General features: G+C 45.7%; 13 protein-coding genes. 6 read left to right on the top strand and 7 right to left on the bottom strand.

Annotation, left to right across the window (positions count from 1 at the left end; translation table 11 throughout):
• Window positions 1–56: 56 nt before the first annotated feature.
• The 3 genes from AC3CIA_RS19275 to AC3CIA_RS19265 all read right to left on the bottom strand — a co-directional run bounded on the left by AC3CIA_RS19275 (window position 57) and on the right by AC3CIA_RS19265 (window position 3,408).
• The gene (locus AC3CIA_RS19275; protein WP_488519557.1) at window positions 57–1,100 is read right to left on the bottom strand and encodes a TRAP transporter substrate-binding protein; all 1,044 of its coding nucleotides are present in this window, start codon (window positions 1,098–1,100) and stop codon (window positions 57–59) included.
• A gap of 185 nt (window positions 1,101–1,285) precedes the next feature.
• Window positions 1,286–2,512 carry a M20 aminoacylase family protein gene (locus tag AC3CIA_RS19270; protein ID WP_488519556.1) on the bottom strand — a complete coding sequence of 409 codons (1,227 nt, stop codon included), beginning with the start codon at window positions 2,510–2,512 and terminating at the stop codon, window positions 1,286–1,288.
• A gap of 101 nt (window positions 2,513–2,613) precedes the next feature.
• Entirely contained in the window at window positions 2,614–3,408 is a 795-nt protein-coding gene (locus AC3CIA_RS19265) for a maleate cis-trans isomerase family protein (protein WP_488519555.1), read from the bottom strand.
• Window positions 3,409–3,717: 309 nt separating this feature from the next.
• On the opposite strand from AC3CIA_RS19265, the gene AC3CIA_RS19260 reads away from it, so the two are divergent.
• Window positions 3,718–4,209, top strand: a complete 492-nt coding sequence (locus AC3CIA_RS19260; RefSeq protein WP_029225134.1) for an Lrp/AsnC family transcriptional regulator — start codon at window positions 3,718–3,720, stop codon at window positions 4,207–4,209.
• Window positions 4,210–4,369: 160 nt separating this feature from the next.
• Here the strand turns inward: AC3CIA_RS19260 and AC3CIA_RS19255 are convergent, their stop codons facing one another.
• Together AC3CIA_RS19255 and AC3CIA_RS19250 are read right to left on the bottom strand one after the other, a co-directional pair.
• A complete protein-coding gene (locus AC3CIA_RS19255) occupies window positions 4,370–5,569 on the bottom strand; it encodes a diaminopropionate ammonia-lyase (protein ID WP_488519554.1) in 1,200 nt (399 codons plus the stop codon).
• Between the two features lie 337 nt (window positions 5,570–5,906).
• The gene (locus tag AC3CIA_RS19250; protein WP_488519553.1) at window positions 5,907–7,019 is read right to left on the bottom strand and encodes an alpha/beta hydrolase; all 1,113 of its coding nucleotides are present in this window, start codon (window positions 7,017–7,019) and stop codon (window positions 5,907–5,909) included.
• A gap of 278 nt (window positions 7,020–7,297) precedes the next feature.
• On the opposite strand from AC3CIA_RS19250, the gene AC3CIA_RS19245 reads away from it, so the two are divergent.
• The 5 genes from AC3CIA_RS19245 (at window position 7,298) to AC3CIA_RS19225 (ending at window position 14,491) form a co-directional block, all read left to right on the top strand.
• On the top strand, window positions 7,298–8,002 hold the full coding sequence (locus AC3CIA_RS19245) for a response regulator (protein WP_017075673.1): 705 nt from the start codon (window positions 7,298–7,300) through the stop codon (window positions 8,000–8,002).
• 36 nt (window positions 8,003–8,038) lie between these two features.
• Window positions 8,039–9,358 (top strand): ATP-binding protein, encoded by a 1,320-nt coding sequence (locus AC3CIA_RS19240; RefSeq protein ID WP_145569673.1) that lies wholly within the window; start codon window positions 8,039–8,041, stop codon window positions 9,356–9,358.
• 219 nt (window positions 9,359–9,577) lie between these two features.
• The gene (locus AC3CIA_RS19235) at window positions 9,578–9,853 is read left to right on the top strand and encodes a hypothetical protein (protein ID WP_017075671.1); all 276 of its coding nucleotides are present in this window, start codon (window positions 9,578–9,580) and stop codon (window positions 9,851–9,853) included.
• Between the two features lie 559 nt (window positions 9,854–10,412).
• Window positions 10,413–12,797: a M4 family metallopeptidase gene (locus AC3CIA_RS19230; RefSeq protein WP_488519552.1), complete on the top strand. Its 2,385-nt coding sequence runs from the start codon at window positions 10,413–10,415 to the stop codon at window positions 12,795–12,797.
• A 143-nt stretch (window positions 12,798–12,940) separates the two neighbouring features.
• Entirely contained in the window at window positions 12,941–14,491 is a 1,551-nt protein-coding gene (locus AC3CIA_RS19225; RefSeq protein ID WP_488519551.1) for a M28 family metallopeptidase, read from the top strand.
• Window positions 14,492–14,636: 145 nt separating this feature from the next.
• On the opposite strand, the gene lhgO is transcribed toward AC3CIA_RS19225, so the two are convergent.
• Window positions 14,637–15,851, bottom strand: a complete 1,215-nt coding sequence (gene lhgO / locus AC3CIA_RS19220) for an L-2-hydroxyglutarate oxidase (RefSeq protein WP_488519550.1) — start codon at window positions 15,849–15,851, stop codon at window positions 14,637–14,639.
• 25 nt (window positions 15,852–15,876) lie between these two features.
• Window positions 15,877–18,054: a TRAP transporter permease gene (locus tag AC3CIA_RS19215; RefSeq protein ID WP_488519549.1), complete on the bottom strand. Its 2,178-nt coding sequence runs from the start codon at window positions 18,052–18,054 to the stop codon at window positions 15,877–15,879.
• Between the last annotated feature and the right edge of the window lie 60 nt (window positions 18,055–18,114).

The raw sequence follows: 18,114 nt of genomic DNA, 5'->3' as shown, positions 1-18,114 counted from the left end.
GAATAAGCTACCCGCTGCCAATAAACAGCAGATAGCATTCATCCTAACAACGCTTTCTATTGCGTCGCTGAAGCAGCCTTCACTTCATCTAGGATTTCTTCGAGAATGGTTTTTGCCCCCTCGCGCGCTTCACTTTGCTCTCCTGAAGGATAAGCATTTGCCACCACGTCATAGTAAGTGGTGTGCAGCTTTTGACTGAGTACCTTGAAGCGCTCACGCTCTTCCTCAGTTAACACAACCACTTGCATGTCTGGACGCTCTTTTAAGATCTTGTCCATGTTCTCTTTGTTGATGCGTACCTGATAGTCGTAAGCCGCTTGGTCTGCCGCTGTGATTGCTTTGTCGACCATAGCTTGCTTCTCTTCAGACAGGCCGCTGTACCACTTGCTGTTGGTCGAAACCGTGCTCACATAAGGTTGCTGGCCTGGGAACATTAGGTAGTCCTGAACCTCATGCCACTTCGCGTTGTAGATGAAGTAGATCGGGTTAACCATGCTATCAATGGTCTTAAGTTGCAGTGAACCGTACACTTCACCCCAAGAAAGAGGAGTAGGTGTTGCACCAAACGCTTTGTAGGTTTCAACAGGAATGGTTGACGTGAAAGTACGGATTTTCTGGTTAGCAAAATCTTCAGGTGTACGGATAGGTTTGTTGCCACCCCAAACCATTTCGCCTTCAGACATCATCGACAACAGTTTGAGGTTTACGCTCTCAAACTTGGGTGCCAACTTGTTGTAGATGGTTGGGCTTTCCGTTAAGACCTTATGCGTGATCGCTTCGTTAGTGCCCAGGACATACGGTAAGCTCACCGCTTGAACTTCAGGTACGTAAGACCCTAAGTGACCCGCGCCAACAGACACAAATTGAATCGTGCCTTTAGCAGCCAGTTCTACAATGTCATTTTCTGTACCCAGCTGACCGTAGTAATAGATGCGAACACGGATGTCGCCATCAGATTCCTTCTTAATCACTTCCGCAAATTTTTGCGCATAGATGTCTTGAACGTCTGTTTTGTCCTCTTCTGAAGCAAACTTCCATGTTTCGGCATGAACGCCAAAAACCATGCTCAAACTTAGCAGTGCTACGCCTAATCGTTTCATCCTGTCTTTCCTTTTTATTATCCTAATTACACGCTGATGACCTTGGTCACTTCACGCGCTTCAGTTTTGACTGTGTCGACAATAAACTCCGTTTAAAGTCAGCCATCTTGCAGTGCCAAATGCGTCACTGCTGAATTTGTTTCTCTTCTGATTGCTTCTAATTGAGCTGCTTCAATTAAGTGTCTCTAAATTGATCGTGCTAAACGGTCGTTCACCAACTGAATCCAGTAGCTCGCGCCGAGCTTTAAGATGCCGTCGTTAAAGTCATATTCAGGGTTATGCAATGCGCAGCCGCCGACCGATTCCGTGCCATTACCCAACAGCACATAACAGCCCGGTTTAACGCGTAACATGCTTGAGAAATCTTCCGAAATTGTCAGTGGGTCGCAGGCGTCATTAACGTTCTCTACACCAAGCACCTTCTGCGCGGCAGCTACCGAGTATTGGGTTTGTTGCTCGCGGTTGATGGTTGGGTAGAAGGTATTGATAAACTCGAAGTCGTAAGTCGCGCCTCCTGCCTGACAAATGCCCGCCACAATTCGCTCCATGCTCTGCTTGATTAGATCGAGAGAAGATTCAGTGAAGCAGCGACAATCGCCTTTAATGATTACTTGAGTCGGGATGACGTTAACCGTGCCATCGGTAATAAATTCGGTCGCAGAGACTACAGCGGTGTCGTGAATCGCACTCAAATTACGAGACACGATGGTTTGCAGACCAAGAATGACTTGCGAGCCAACAACGAGAGGATCGACCCCTTGATGCGGCAGAGCAGCATGTCCACCCACACCATTGATGGTGATCTCAAAGCTACTCTCACTGGCCATTAATGATCCGGGGCGAACCATCAATTCACCTTCCGCTAAGCCGGGAAAGTTATGCACGCCATACACTTCATCAATCGAGAATCGTTCAAACAAGCCATCATCAATCATCGCTTGCGCGCCACATCCGTGTTCTTCATCGGGTTGAAAAATGAAATACACCGTGCCATCGAAAGTTGGGTTCTCGGCCAATAGGTTTTGGGCTAATAGGTTCTCGGCCAAATAGCTTGCAGCGCCGAGCAGCATTGCGGAGTGTCCATCGTGACCACAAGCGTGCATCTTTCCATCGTGTTGTGAGCAGTGTGTGAAGTTGTTTTGTTCGTGAATATGCAGAGCGTCCATATCAGCTCTAAGACCGATGCTCGCTTCACTTGATCCAGAACGAAGTATCCCTACCAATCCTGTTTTTCCAATATTGCGTACCACTTCGATACCAAAGCTGTGTAACTTCTCAGCGATGAAATCAGAAGTGAGATTGACATCAAAGCCGCACTCAGGAAAGCGGTGCAAATGCTGACGCCACTCCGTCATATTTTGAATAAGCTGTGAAGACAGTTGGTCTGGTTTGATCGAGAAAGTAGACGGCATAGTAGTGATCCCAAAGTGTGATTCTTTGTATTAACGTTAAATATGGAGTTAGCTTGGCTGCTGAATGTAAACGCAAAGCGAGCAGCCTTAATCAAAGGTCGTTACAACGACTGCGACCTTCGGTAATTATCTGAGGATGGCTGAAGATGGTGCTCTAATAGTGCACCAAAGCCTTTAATGGGTATGGGGTAGTTCATCAACTGAAGCGAATGCCAAGCCAACACCTGATTACTGCTGACTACGGGTTTATCTAATTCTGCTTCAATGGATTCAACTACGGATGCTGCGCGGAGTGCCGTGCAAGAGATAAACAACAGGTTAGCTTCAGGGTCACAGACGGCTATCGCGGCTTGCTTAATATCCATTGGAGAAATGAAGGTCATCGCGGTGTCATCTTCAAAACCAAAGCCTGCGATGCTCAACACTTCAATGCCTTGCGATACAAAAAATGCCGCCACGTCTTTATTCACGGCTTCGGTATAAGGCGTTAATACCGAGATGCGCTTTGCCTTAAAGCTGTCGAAAGCCGCTAAGGCAGCGGTCACCGGATTCGTTACCGCAGCGTTTGGGCGAGACTGGTGAATGAGCTGCGTAATTCGTTCACTGCCAATCGCTACGGTGCCGGAGGTACAAGCGTAAATCACCACATCCAATTCAGTGCCCGGTAAGATGGTATCAGCACAAGCAGCGATTCCCGGCTCCATCTTGCGTAGGTTTTCTATCGTCAACGGGTTGTAGTTTCTCAGGCGGCTGGTGAACGATTGCACATCGTTTGGATACAGCGCGTTTAAATCACGCTCAATATTGAAATCTGTCGCTAACGCAATCACACCGACGCGTCCTGCTGGTGCTAATTTTTCTAATTCAAACTGTAAAGTAGCGGTTGCAGATTTCATACTTTCCAACTCCTTGAGCGAGAGTTAACACCGCAAAATGATGTTAACAACATGTTTCATATAAATTTCAAACTCTGTTGATTTGATCTTTACATTTCGTTCACAAGATTAATAATGCACCGATAACTTTAAGGATTATCATTAAATGATTACCTTGTTGTGCAGAAATTCCGCATTTTTTCTGCGTTATAGTGATTTTTTGTTCTCATTCATCGAGGGCTAATTATTAAGGCTAAATACCTTTAACTCGATCACACACTGGTTCAAAAGAAACAATTAATTTACAAACAGATATTGGGAAGTATGGGTATGACACAGCAACCTGCATTGGTGGTCGACAGTTTCGACAAGAAGATCCTCAACATCGTACAAGACTCAAATAGAGCTACCTCAGACAAGATTGCAGAAAAGGTCGGGCTGTCTCCTGCTGCCGTTCAGCGCCGTTTAAAACGCATGAGGGCGCAAGGTGTCATTCAAGCTGATGTCTCCGTTATCAACCCAAAAGCAGTCGGTCATGCGATGACGTTTATCGTTCAGGTGACATTAGAACGCGAGCGTGTGGATTTGATGCACAACTTCAAAAAAGAGATGAGTTCCAACCGCTCAGTACAGCAGTGCTATTACGTAACTGGCAGTTCAGATTTCATCATGATTGTCACGGCAGCGGATATGGAGGGTTACGACAACTTTACTCGTGAAGCCTTCTTCGATAATGCCAATATCAAGAGTTTTCAAACCAATGTGGTGATGGATAACGTTAAGGTAGGGCTGACAATTCCGATTGATGATCAGCGCGATTAAAAGGCAAGGCGTGTCATGAAATGAAGTCAAAAAAGAGAGGAAAAAAGACGGTATGAAGAAATCTTACATACCGCCAACCTTGGGGCTTGCTTTGTTATTCGTTGTTCGCGATTCGCTGTTAACTATCAGCTATTAATTATTAGCTATGTACTTTTAGTTATTAGATTTTGTTGTCGATGATCTGTTGGTAGAGCTCAGGGTCGGTTGCCCCTTCAGTGCCAATAACCAACACTCGACTGTCTTGAGTCAAATTCAATTTTTCAGCGAATTTCGGATCTTGTTTGGCGATGATCGCAGCGGCAAAACCTGGTACTGCAGATTCCCCCCCTTCTATCGACACTTCCGTTTGTTCACCACTTGCCAGCATACGCATCGCTTGCGGAATGGCCTCTTCGCTCAGCGTCATAAAGTCATCAGCGCCATTTTGTAAAATCGTCCAGGCTAAGCTTGAAACCTCACCACATGCGAGCCCTGCCATTAGCGTCTCTAAGTCGCCCGTAACCACGATAGGTTTTCCAGCTTGAGCGCTCTTCTGAAGACAGTTAGCCTGCTCAGGTTCGACGATTACAAAGCGTGGACGCTCAACGCCCCATAGATCCCAGAAGTAACCACTGACAGCGGATGCCAAACCACCCACTCCACCTTGTACGAAGACATGGGTTGGGATGTCACCATCCAATTGCTCGACAATTTCAGCCAACATCACGGTGTAGCCTAGAGCAACGTCTTTAGGGATCTCCATGTAGCCTTCATAAGAGGTATCCGACACAATCACGCGGTTTTTCGTTTTGGCTTCTGAATCGGCCAACCGAACGGATTCATCGTAGTTACCGGTAATGCGAACCACTTCTGCGCCGAACGCTTCCATCGCTTGCTTACGCCCTTCCGATACGTCACGGTGAATGTAGATAACACAGCCACAACCAAACATTTGTGCGCCCCATGCCACTGAGCGACCATGATTTCCATCGGTTGCACAGCTGACAACAATTTCAGCAACTTCAGATTTCCACTCCCCGTTGAGCAGCTCACTGATGGTCGGGTTCTTACCATAGCGATTGGCGATCTCAATCTGAAGCTGACGAGCAACAGCATAAGCGCCGCCCAGTGCTTTAAAGCTCTTTAGGCCAAAACGCTGCGATTCGTCTTTGTACCAAAACTTGTTTACGCCGATCTCAGCAGAGATAGCATTCAGCTCATGCAAAGGAGTAACAGAGTAGCCTGGCCATTGAGAAATATCTTTAATCGCCTGTTGTGAGTTCGCGACACTTAAAATGTCACGCTGCTCACTCGAGTATTCCAATTCAGGGCGTGCTTGTGGGTTAGCGTAGTGTGTCAGAGTGCCTGCCAGTAACTGCATAAATGATCGTCCTTATTAGTCATTCACATGCTCCTTACATCGTTAGATTATAGAAACCTATCGGCCAGTAAGGCTGCGGATAATAAATTCTATCGACAAAAAAGTGCCGTGATTACACATTCTTATCACTCGATCTGCGGGAATTAATTGTTACACCACAGTTAAATGCAGTATTTGTTCATCTTATGACATTGTGTAAAACATTCGTTGTTAGAACGGATAAAAACCTTTATTCAACCACTACAAAGATCAAATTAAAAACACCACGCACAAAAAAGGCCGGTAATGACAGAGCCATGACCAACCTTTGCGGAGTCGTTATTGCTACTTTCTTTGACTACTCAATACGAGTAATGAAATCGTACTTATCAGAGTCGGCTTTCGTCATCCAGTGCTCACCGGAAGCTGGGGCGGAATCTAAAGTGAAAATATAGAAGTCGATCCCTTTGTCTCCCATCACCTTTTTAAAATAGGTCGCTTGCTTGCGATGGCTTTCGTCAGTGTATGGGAAATCTTTGGCTGTTTTATCATCCTCAGCCCAACTGTGCACACCGACCTGCTTATTGAGTTCAATAGCTTTAGAAGTATCAGCGCGTTGTAAAACTCGTGGATGACCTGCAGCGAATAGATCCGTACCTCCAGAAAATACCGAACCCGTTGGCGTTACAACCGTCGTCATTTTATTATTTTTAATCATGCGTCCGGTGTACATATTGATGTCATCGTCGCCACTGCCACCAATATGATTGTTAAACTTCAAGGTCATCTCACTGCCTTGGTATAACTTCACAATATCGAAAAGCTGGGAATAGGTTGTCGCCCCAAGGGTAGAGGTAATGCGCTCAACGGTTCCAGTGTCTCTTAACACATCACGATAAAAGGCATTGAAAGCAAACGAAGTCGTGATCGTGACTTTGTTACCATTTTTAGTTTTGCTCAGAATCGTCGAACCAAGGCTAGTCACGTGCTGCGACATCACATTGTGATATTCAAGCTCAACCGGTCGTTTTTTATCACTCGTCGTCGTTTGAATTAACGTGGTGTCATTCCCAATTGAGCGTTGAGCCACACCACAATCAAATGAATCAAAAAAATTACCTTCACTGTAAATCGCACAGTCATCAGCTCCAGCATCAGGGAGGTACAGATCCACGCTTTGACCTAAACTATCCGCAAGCCTAATTACTTTTTGTTCGTCACTAATATCTTCAGCAAACTGCACTGTTTCATACTGCACACCATCATAAGTCAGTTTCATTGACTCTTGGATCTCTTGTCGCTCTTGATACAATTTACCGAGTTTAGCCGATGAAAATACGTAATCCGCTTTAGGTTTAACTTGCGCTTTAGTCGCCGCGTTACCAGAACTTGAGCCCGAGTTAGAGCTTGAGTTACACCCAACTAAAATAATCAAAGGTAATGCCAGTAACGTTTTTCTATAGCTATTCATGTGGTAATTCCCAAAATGTTTGATGGGAAAATTCTATTATTTAAAAGCGCAAACATCTGTCGTGCGAATGTATGAGAATGTATACCTTTTTGAACATTGTTTTTTATTTTCGCATAAATTCAAAATCATCATTGAACTGGCGTAGAAAGTGTTTAATCATTCACGTCAGGTATTTTACGTAAAGCATGCAAATTGGAGATGCCACAATAGCTAACCACTAGATAAGGCACCCTCACGTAATCTCAATACGAGAAACGCACGACAAGGCTGATAATGGAATGACAAAACCTAAAATGATCATCGTGGAAGACGATTTGAAACTTCAGAAAATGTTGCAAGACTACTTTGTCGCGCAAGATTTTGACGTCACTGTGCTAGGTGACGGCGGTAATGCCGCGCAGACCATCCTCGCGGAACAACCTGATATCGTACTACTGGATTTGATGCTTCCTGTAACGGATGGACTGACAATCTGCCGACAGACGCGTACACACTATAAAGGTAAAATCTTGATGCTCACCGCTAGCGATGACGACTTTGATCACGTCGCTGGTTTAGAGACAGGGGCTGATGACTATGTCACCAAGCCAATCAAACCAAGAGTTCTGCTGGCCAGAGTTCGTTCGCTATTACGCCGCCAAGACGCCAATACCGCTTCAGTCGATGACTCAGACAACCTTCAGTTTGATCAACTCGTTCTGAAAAACACTTATAAGAAGTGTGAACTTTCAGGTGCGGTTTTATCACTTACTGACAGTGAGTTTGACCTACTTTGGTTATTAGCGAGCAACCCTGATACTCCGCTATCACGTGACTATTTGACGCAAACACTGCGCGGCATTGAGTACGATGGGATCGACCGAACGATTGATAACAAGGTCGTGCGTCTAAGAAAGATACTCGGTGACGACCACGCGCCAGCAGAGAAAATTCAGACCATTCGCGGCAAAGGCTACCTATTTGTTTCAACCGCCTGGCATTAACTTCGCTCACTACGAGCGTAATGAAAGAGATCGATTATGCGACGTATCTATTTGGAGTCCCTATTAGGGCTGTTAGTTTGCTTTATGGCCGGCCTGGTCGCCTACGAGATTAGCGTCTACGAGCTCAATACCGACTACGAATATGTACTGGAAGATTACGAAGCGGCTGCCCACCAGCAACTCATAGAAAACATTGCGAAAAATCAGGGGCTTGAAGCGGCTCAACAAGCCATGAACCAGTTTGTAGAAACCACACGAAATAAATTGGTTACATTAAGCCCAGACGATGAAATACCTAGCCCCGTTTCAGAGTTCTTCAGCACTAACCCGAACACTTTTGTTTTTCACGATGATGAACGTGACCTATGGTTTCGCTTAGCAAGCAGTGACAATACCTATCATTACCTACCCAACAGTGAAGCGTTCGTTAGGCAAAAGATAGAGTTGGAGGATGACCTCATTTGGTTGTTCTTCCTAGCAAGCTTTATCTTATACGGCTTATGCCATCTGATAATTATATTCCGCCGAGTTAAAAAGCTTGAATCTGCCACTCTACGCTTTGCAGAAGGCGATCTCTCCGCGCGAGCCGAAACGTCAAGCGGCATTGCCATCGGCTCACTCAATAAATCCTTCAACCTAATGGCTGACCGCATTCATCGCTTGATTGAGAGTAACCGCTCGCTCACCAATGCGGTGGCTCATGAACTGCGCACGCCAATATTCCGTATCCAATGGCAAGCTGAAATGCTCAAGGACACGCCACTCAACGAGGCACAACAAAACACCGTAGAAAGTATTGTCGAAGATACCGAAGAGATGGAAAAGATGGTCGACGAACTATTGTGTTACGCCAAGCTCGATAGCATTGACCTTGAAAACCTACAACAGCCACTAGAGATAAGAGACTTTCTTAATCACGCAATGGCACGCTGGAGCAAAGACACTGAGCTCAACATTGACCTATCACTGCCTGAACTAGCTCACTCAATACTGGCGGATAAAATACTACTCAACCGCGCTTTAGATAACCTAGTACGCAACGCGATGAAATTCGCACGCTCTCAAGTGTTGATTGAAGCCAGCGTGCATCAAGAACAACTACAGATTGCAGTACATGATGATGGTGATGGTGTGGCTCAAGAGCATCAGGCTCGCCTGTTTGAACCCTTTTACGTTGGTGACAAAGCACGTAACAAAGCCAAGAGCGGCCATGGTTTAGGGCTTTCTATCGTCGAGAAGATCTGTGCTCAACACGGCGCAACCGTGGAGGTTGGTCAGAGCCAAACTTTAAAGGGTGCGGTATTCACCATAACCATTCAGCTATGTAATGATTCAGCTGACAAACCCATACAGTAACTACAAAACACCTCTGGAATAATGTTCAACATCGGTCGGGGGATGCTGTCTCCCAGTGAACTTATGAGTCTAGATAATCATGACATTGTCGTTTATGGCTTGTCATCACAGCACTGCTGAGTAGTAGCAAAGCAACCCGTTACTCGTTAACTCGCGCTTTGCTAGCAGTTCAAGCCATAGGCTTACTATCTAAATTCCAATCATTCTTAAGGTATTTTTATGAAAAAGTTATTATGTGTTTTAGGCGTTATCTCTCTAGCAGGTTGTTCTGGTATTAACCACAATGAAGAAGTTTACACAGCGCACGCAGAGAGCTTTAACATTGTAGGGTTCCAAGTCCCTGGCAACACTCAAGACCGTGCAATGGAATTGGTTCCTGAAGGCGCAACCGTTGATACCGTTACATCAACAAACTCTGATACGACTTCTGTTTTAGGTGTTATCAACCGAATTATTGGTATTGAATACGTTCAAGTTGGCGGTACAAAGCAATAATTCTTAAAAAAACAGCAGCTTGCTAAAGCTTGCGTGCCTTTAAACGCTAGCTAGTACAAACTGAAACAATCTAAGCCAGTGACCATCCGTCGCTGGCTTTTTCATACCGCTTGTTTTGTGCTCTGTGCCAAAGAAATACCCAATTACCCTTCCCTCTTGCAACTAACAATTCGAAAAATCAGCCTAAAAATCTTCAATTTCTTATCAAAATTGCCCTTAAATTCGCTCAATAGCCTTCCGCTTAAACTGACACTCCCAAATCATTGATCCTTCTATCAACCCAGAATCCGTTAATTGAGGCACAGATCAATTTCCCCAGAAATCTTAATTTCCATAAGAAAACAACACTTAATAAAAGTGTCATGATTTTATAAATAAAACATATGAGTGCGTTCAAAAATAAACAGAAACGATAACTATCTGTAAATATGAAAAATATAAGTTTCATGAATAAAAGAGATCATTGCCATGCTACTAATTAATCAGATCGAATGATGTAAATTCATTGTGATAATTTTGTTACGTTTTCTTTGTTTTTACATGGAAAGAGAAAATAACAATGAAAATAAGAAAACGTTTAGTTGCCGTTGCTATAGCCAGCGCTATGTCTTTGTCTGTTCATGCAAGTGAATCAGTTCAAATCAATCAACCGATCAACTTTACTAGCTTTTCTGGGTTAAACGCTCAGTTGGGTGTCAGTAACGCTTCTAGCTTCAAGATGGTAAAAGAAGTTAACCTCAAAAAGCGTGGTCTCTACAAAGTTAAGATCCAACAGAACATCTGGGGAACACCTGTTTGGGGGCACTACCTAAACGCCACCCAAAGCGTACAAGGTGGTGCACTTAAGTCTGTTCAAGGCAGCTACCTTAAAACGACGACCCTAGAGCGTTCTTTTGTTAAGCCATCAATCAACAGCTCCCAAGCCGTTGAGCTTGCGAGTAAAGATCTCAAGGTTCAGGGCTTAACCAGCAAATCTCTAGACAACGTACAGCATGAGTTGTTTATTTATCAGGGCATTGCTAACCAAGGAGCCGATAAACAAGGCCTTGGCAAACAAGGTGTCGATAAAACACGCCTAGTCTACGTTATCTCTTACCTTGTCGAAGGCAGCGAACAGCCGACTCGACCATTCACCATGCTAGACGCCCACACCGGCGAAGTTATCGACCGTTGGGAAGGCATTGCTCACGCACAGATCGGAACAGGCCCCGGTGGTAACGAAAAAACGGGCATGTACGAATACGGTACCGACTACCACTACCTTGATGTGGTAGAAAATGGCACAGAGTGTGTGATGGAATCGGAAAATGTTGTCACCGTTGACCTAAATGGTGCGACCGATGGCGACACCACATATAGCTACGAATGTCCTCGTAACGAACATAAAGAAGTGAACGGAGCCTTCTCTCCACTCAACGATGCGCACTACTTCGGTAACATCGTGTTCGAGATGTATAAGAATTGGTTCGACACTGCGCCACTCTCTTTCAAACTCATGATGCGTGTTCACTACGGTAACAACTACGAGAATGCATTTTGGGACGGCAAGGCAATGACCTTTGGCGATGGTGAGAGCTTCTTCTATCCACTTGTTAGCCTAGACGTGTCAGCGCACGAAGTCAGCCACGGTTTCACAGAACAAAACTCAGGTTTAGTTTACGCGAATCAATCCGGTGGTATGAACGAAGCGTTTTCTGATATGGCAGGTGAAGCGGCAGAATACTACATGAAAGGCACCAACGACTGGATGGTCGGCCGTAATATCTTCAAAGGAGACGGGGCGCTGCGTTACATGGACGATCCATCACGAGATGGTTCTTCAATCAATAATGCATCCGAGTACTACGATGGTTTGAACGTGCACTACAGCTCTGGAGTGTTCAACAAGGCCTTCTATCATCTTGCAACCACGCAAGGTTGGGATACAAAAAAAGCATTCGAGCTTTTCGTACTATCCAATCAAATCTACTGGTCTGAAAACAGTGATTTTTGGCAAGGTGCTTGTGGTGTGAAAAACTCAGCAACCGACCTTGGCTACAATGCCGATGACGTTGTTTCTGCGTTCGCTCTCGTGGGTGTTACCCCATGTGCAGAGCCACCACTGCCGCCTGAACCTGAATATCAACGCCTTGAAAACGGTGTTGAAGCCGCAGTTGCTGGTGAAACAGGCTCAAAAACATACTTCGATATCGAAGTACCAGAAGGCCAAGACAAGCTAACGATTGATCTTGCTGTGTCTACTGGTGATCCGGATATGTATGTCGGTCTAGATTATGCGCCAAGCTCTCAAGAGAATATCTGTAAGAGTGAAAGCGTAACCGATGAAGTGTGTGTGATTGAAAACCCAACAGCTGGTCGCTACACGGTGAACATTCTGGGTTACTCAGATTACACCGATGCAAATCTGAAAGCATCGTACGAATCAGGTAACGCTAACGTGCCGCCAGTCTCTTCTTTCGAGCACACCATTGTCGGCAAAGAAGTCGAACTGCGCAGCACAAGTTCAGACAGCGACGGCCAGATCGTCTCTTACCAATGGAACCTTGGCGATGGCAACACACAAACCGGTGAAGTGACTCGTTATACCTACGCTGAAGCTGGCGACTACGTGGTGACTCTAACCGTGACTGACGATGCAGGCGTTGCAACATCAACAAGCAAGTCGATTACGATTGAAGGTGACTCAGCGGAAGGCTTCCCACTAAAACTGAAGTTTGGTAACAAAAACCCGAATGGCAAAGCTCGCGTTAAGCTGGCATGGGATTACGACACCAACGACTACTTTGTGATTAAGCGTAATGGCAAAAATGTCGGAGCTACAGACTTTAACTCATACGTCGACAAGTTCCGTCACAACGGCACAGTGGATGTGGAGTACCAAGTGTGTACCTCAAGCGATATCTGTTCAGAAACCAAGCACTACCGTTTCATTAAAGCACAGTAATCAATAGCAAATTCAGGGCTCCGAAAGGGGCCCTTTTCGCGGTTATCTGTTTAGAAAATGAAACATCTACACAAAAACATCCACGCACTAAACAAAATTCACACCAATCAACACAACAATACTCACCATAAAAAGGACGACAAATGGCTATTCAAAAAAGCATGCTAGCTTTGGCTGTACTCGGAGGTTCTTTAGCCTTAATTAACAGTACTTCGGCTTACGCATCCCTTGGCATCACACCACTAGCGAACGAAGAAGTTTGGATCACCACCGATGCTGACGCACAGCATATAATGACTCAGCATGGCGCAACGGTTTATCCAAGCGTGACCGGAAACAAGCATTCCATCGTCGCGAAAATCAACCAGAAAGAGCTGGCGAAACTATCCAGCCACATGCACGAAGAAACCCACCGTTGTGGTGGTTACATGGTGCACGAAGACAAAGCAAGCGCACTCAAAGCCGCAGCGATGCCACTGACAATGAGCACCTTCGAAAAGCCGGTGATCAGCCATCAAGACACAGTGAACGACCTACTCGCTCAGGTCGAGCCGAACAACATGGTCACAACCATTGAAAATCTAACCAACTTCACCAACCGTTTTTATACTACTTCTACTGGTGTCGCTGCTTCAGATTGGCTTTTAGATCGTTGGGAATCAGAAATTAAAGACGTACCGTATGCGTCTGCACGCCAGATCACGCATGCCGAATATCCGCAAAAATCCGTTGAAGTGACACTGCTTGGCGCTAAATATCCTGAAGAGATCGTCGTTGTTGGCGGACACCTTGATTCAACCGTTGGATCTTGGACGAGCGAAGGCACCATCTCACCGGGAGCCGATGATGATGCTTCGGGCATTGCGACCGTAACTGAGTCACTTCGCCTGATGGTCGCCAGTGGTATTCAGCCAGACAAAACCATTAAGTTCTATGGCTATGCCGCAGAAGAAGTGGGACTGCGTGGTTCACAAGATGTCGCTAACGCTTTAAGAGACGAGCAAGCAAACGTTGTGTCGGTGTTGCAATTAGACATGACCAACTACAACGGTTCAGCGCACGATATCACCTTCATCACGGACTATACCGACAGTAACTTAAACGCCTACTTAAGCGAGCTGATCGACACTTACGCTAGCGACATCAGTTACGGTTTCGATGATTGTGGCTATGCCTGTTCTGATCACGCCTCTTGGCACAATGTTGGCTACCCAGCCGCCATGCCATTCGAGAGTATGTTCAACGACTACAACCCAAGTATTCACACTGAGCACGACACGCTTGAGAACTCCGATCCTACGGCGACACACGCGACCAAGTTCGCCAAACTGGCGATTGCTTACCTTGTTGAAACCAGCCTTGATTCGCCCGTTGCAGGCCCTAAAGAGCTGCAAAATGACGTGCCTGTTGAAGGACTTACTGCAGGATATGGTGAAGAGCAGTTCTTCACATTTACGACGGAAAGTGCAGGTCAGTTAACGGTAACATTAACAGGCCCTCGTAGTGGCGATGCCGACCTATACGTGAAACACAACGGCACCGTATCCAAAGCGAGTTACGATTGTCGTCCATACCAAAATAGCAGCAACGAACAGTGTGTATTGAACAAACCAGCCGGTGAATTCAACATCATGGTGCATGGTTATCGTAACTTTAACGATGTCACCATCGTCGCAACCTTCGTTCCTGATTAGCTTTAAGTTTAGTTGCTTGCTAACCACTAACCCGAGCAAACACGGCTAAAACTAAAAATCCGCGAGTTCGATCCTAAATAGGATGGAGCTCGCGGATTTTTTATTATCCTCGGAGAAAAGTTCGATCAATGATCTTCAGTTATCATCAAGCCGTCTTTTTCATCACCTTGCCACAAATATACTCACCAATCGGCATTGCCGAAGTCGCTGCCGGCGATGGCGCATTGCACACATGCAGGCTTCTTGGGCTTTCGGCAAACAGAAAATCATGAACCAAAGTACCATCCTTGAGGACCGCTTGGGCACGAATGCCTGCTGGGTAAGGTTTGAAATCTGACACCGTAATGCTCGGGCAATATTTGTTGACCAACTTTAAATAGCCCGGCTTCCACCACGAGTTCTTAAACTCGACCAAACCAGTTTTCAGATTATTTGCAGTCACTTTCCAAAAGCCCGCAAAACTCAGCATCTGCCAAGTGTCCTTAAAACTAAAGTTAAGCTTGCCATAACCTTCTCTCTTCCAGCCTTGAACCGCATTTGGCCCTACTGTTACGGAGCCATCAATCATGCGTGTTAAATGCACGCCCAAGAAAGGCAGTTCTGGGTCAGGGATCGGATAGATAAGGTGATTCACCACTTGGTTGTGCTTCGCGTCCAACTGATAATATTCACCGCGATACGGCACGATTTGGAAGTCGGTTTCAATGCCAAGCATGCTGGTCATTCTGTCGGCCATCAAACCAGAGCAAGTGATTAAGAATCGGCTGTTCAGTTGAAGAGTCTGACCATCTACTTTGCACGTTAGCTGCACTTCATCTTCCAGTTCATCCGCCATGATCACTTCTGTGCCAAGGCTAAGTTTGCCACCCGCTTCAACAAACTCTTGAGCCATTACTTCGGTGACTTTTTTGTAGTCGACGATACTGGTGGTTTTGACATAAATCGCGCCCAAGCCCGTGATGTTAGGCTCGGCAAGTTTCAGTTGCGCTTGGTCCAACAAATCGACATCAATGTCGTTATCATGACAACGCTGATAGAGCGCGTTCATGCGCTCCACTTCCTGCTCATTGGTCGCAACCAACAACTTGCCACAATTATCAACGGGGATATCGTGCTGGCTACAAAAGGCGATAGTTCGCTCTACACCACGCTTACAAAAATCCGCCTTTAAACTGCCCGGAGCGTAGTAAACGCCAGCATGAATCACACCACTGTTATGACCCGTTTGGTGTTGTGCAAAGCCGCGCTCCTTTTCAACTAAAAGGATACTTTTATCAGGGTGAGCTTGCTGTAATTGCCATGCAGTAGACACGCCAACAATGCCACCACCAACGATAATATAGTCGTATGTTGAGTTCATAATATTCCTACATTCAATCCTTTAATTATAGGGAAGACACGACAGTGTTAGACCCGGTTTGAGGTAACTTTTTTTCCTCAATTTCTGATTCCTTTTTCACTTGATTAGCATCGTATTTACGACCGCTGTAGATAAAGATGCCAACAAAAATGGCAACACATACCAAACGGATCACGACTGAAACATCAGGCCATACTAGAGCTACACCTATCGCAACCAACACTACTCGAGTAATAATATTAACTTCGCTCTCTAGATAACCTTCAATCGCCGCGATAAACGCGTAAGTACCAATAACAGCAAAGCCACCCGTGACTAACACGGAGGTCACATCCCAACTTACCAAGTTAGTGTAGGCAATCAACAATGGTACTAAATACAAGCCTTTGGCGATCTTCCATGCCATTAAGCCTGTTCTCATCGGGGGTGTTTTAGCAATGGTTGCAGCCGCAAATGCAGTTAAACAAACAGGCGGAGTCACGTTGCTGTCTTGCGATAACCAGAAAATAATTAAGTGAGCCGAAAGCAGTGCGAGACTGATTGCTTCTAAGCCAAGGCTCTGTTCAAGCAGAGTTTCCACAAAATCAGCAGGAACCAACGCAATCATCTCTTTCGCCGTTTCCAACGCCATCGGTGCGTTCAATAGATCAAGCTTATCTGGCGCAGCCAACATAAAGATGGCTTTAGCTTGCTCAGGAAGCTGCCCTGACACCAACAAGTCGAGCAGCTGACTTTCAGCAATCAATTTATACAAGGCAGGGGCAGACAATGTTCCCAACACAATATAAGCCGCCGTTACTGGTAACCCCATACCCAGAATCAAAGACGCCAGTGCGATCAACGCAATCATCACCAGTAACTCGCCATTCGCCCAGCTGTTGATCATCAAAGAGAAGGTGTTACCAATTCCCGTAGTGCTAATGACATTAACAACTAGACCAATACCAACTAATAACACAGCCGTTGTCGCCATGTTTTTTGCGCCTTGAGACAAGGCTTCAATGATCGCTTTCGGTCCCATTTTGTGATTTTTAGAGAACCATGATGCCACCACCACAGAAAGAATCGAAATACCCGCAGCGTAAGTCGGCGTAAAGCCCTGAACGAGCAAAGTCACTAACACGGCCAATGGGATCAGGTTGTGCCAACCCGACAGCAATACCTTTAACAAAGGTTCACAGCCAGAGGTCACCTTTTGTACACCACTACGCTTCGCTTCAATACGCACGAAAAAGGCCACAGACAAAAAGTAGATAAGCGCAGGAACAAAGGAAACCGCAATAATATCGACATAAGGAATTTGCGTATAAGACGCCATGATGAACGCGCCCGCACCCATCACAGGTGGCATTAGCTGCCCGCCAGTAGATGCAGCCGCTTCAACACCTGCCGCGAAACGCGAAGGGAAACCTGCCTTTTGCATCAAGGGAATACTGATCACGCCCGTCGATACTGTGTTTGCTACGCTCGACCCGGAGACAGAGCCCATCAAGCCGGAGCCAATAACGGCAATGAAACCAGGGCCACCAATCACTTTGCCCGCCGCGGCACGGGATACATCAATAATGTAGTCGCCGACACCAGATCGAACTAAAAATGCGCCAAATAAGATGAACATGAACACGAAGGTCCAACTGATTCTTGAGATCGAACCAAACATCCCTTCTGATGAATAAAAGCTTCGATAAAGTAACGTCTCAAGGCTTAAACCCGGAAAATGAAAAATACCGCTGGTCCATTGTCCCCAAAGCACTACATAACTTAAACACACTAAGATAAGCACTGGAATGAACCAGCCCATAGTGCGTCTAATCAGCTCAATGACGATGGCAATCGCCAAGATAGAGAAAAACCAATCACTGGCGATAAATTTTACGCCTCGGTCATACAACGCATCTTCGGCAAAGGGAATGTAGATAAGGCAAGCTAAAGCAGCCAAGGCAATCCCAATATCGATAGCTAATGCTATTTTGCTTTTTTTAAGCGATACATGGGCGGGATACCAAAGTGCGCAAATGATTGCGAAACCAGCGAAATGCGTCGCCGAAATCCAAAGCTCTGGCAAGGTAGATAAGGTATTAAACCAAATATGTAGGAGGGAGAGTATCACTCCCATTGTCGTTATTGCTTTGCCTACCCAAGGGAAATCTGTTCGGGTAGGCAATTCGAATTTTTTCAGTTCCTGCTGCAGCGAATCGCTCATAGAAAACTCCTGCTCTCCACAGCCAAACGCGCAGAGAAAATCCATAAAGTAAGGTGGTGC

The sequence above is a fragment of the Vibrio sp. QJM3NY_27 genome (assembly GCF_057785955.1).
This window is presented reverse-complemented; position numbering and strand designations above follow the sequence as displayed.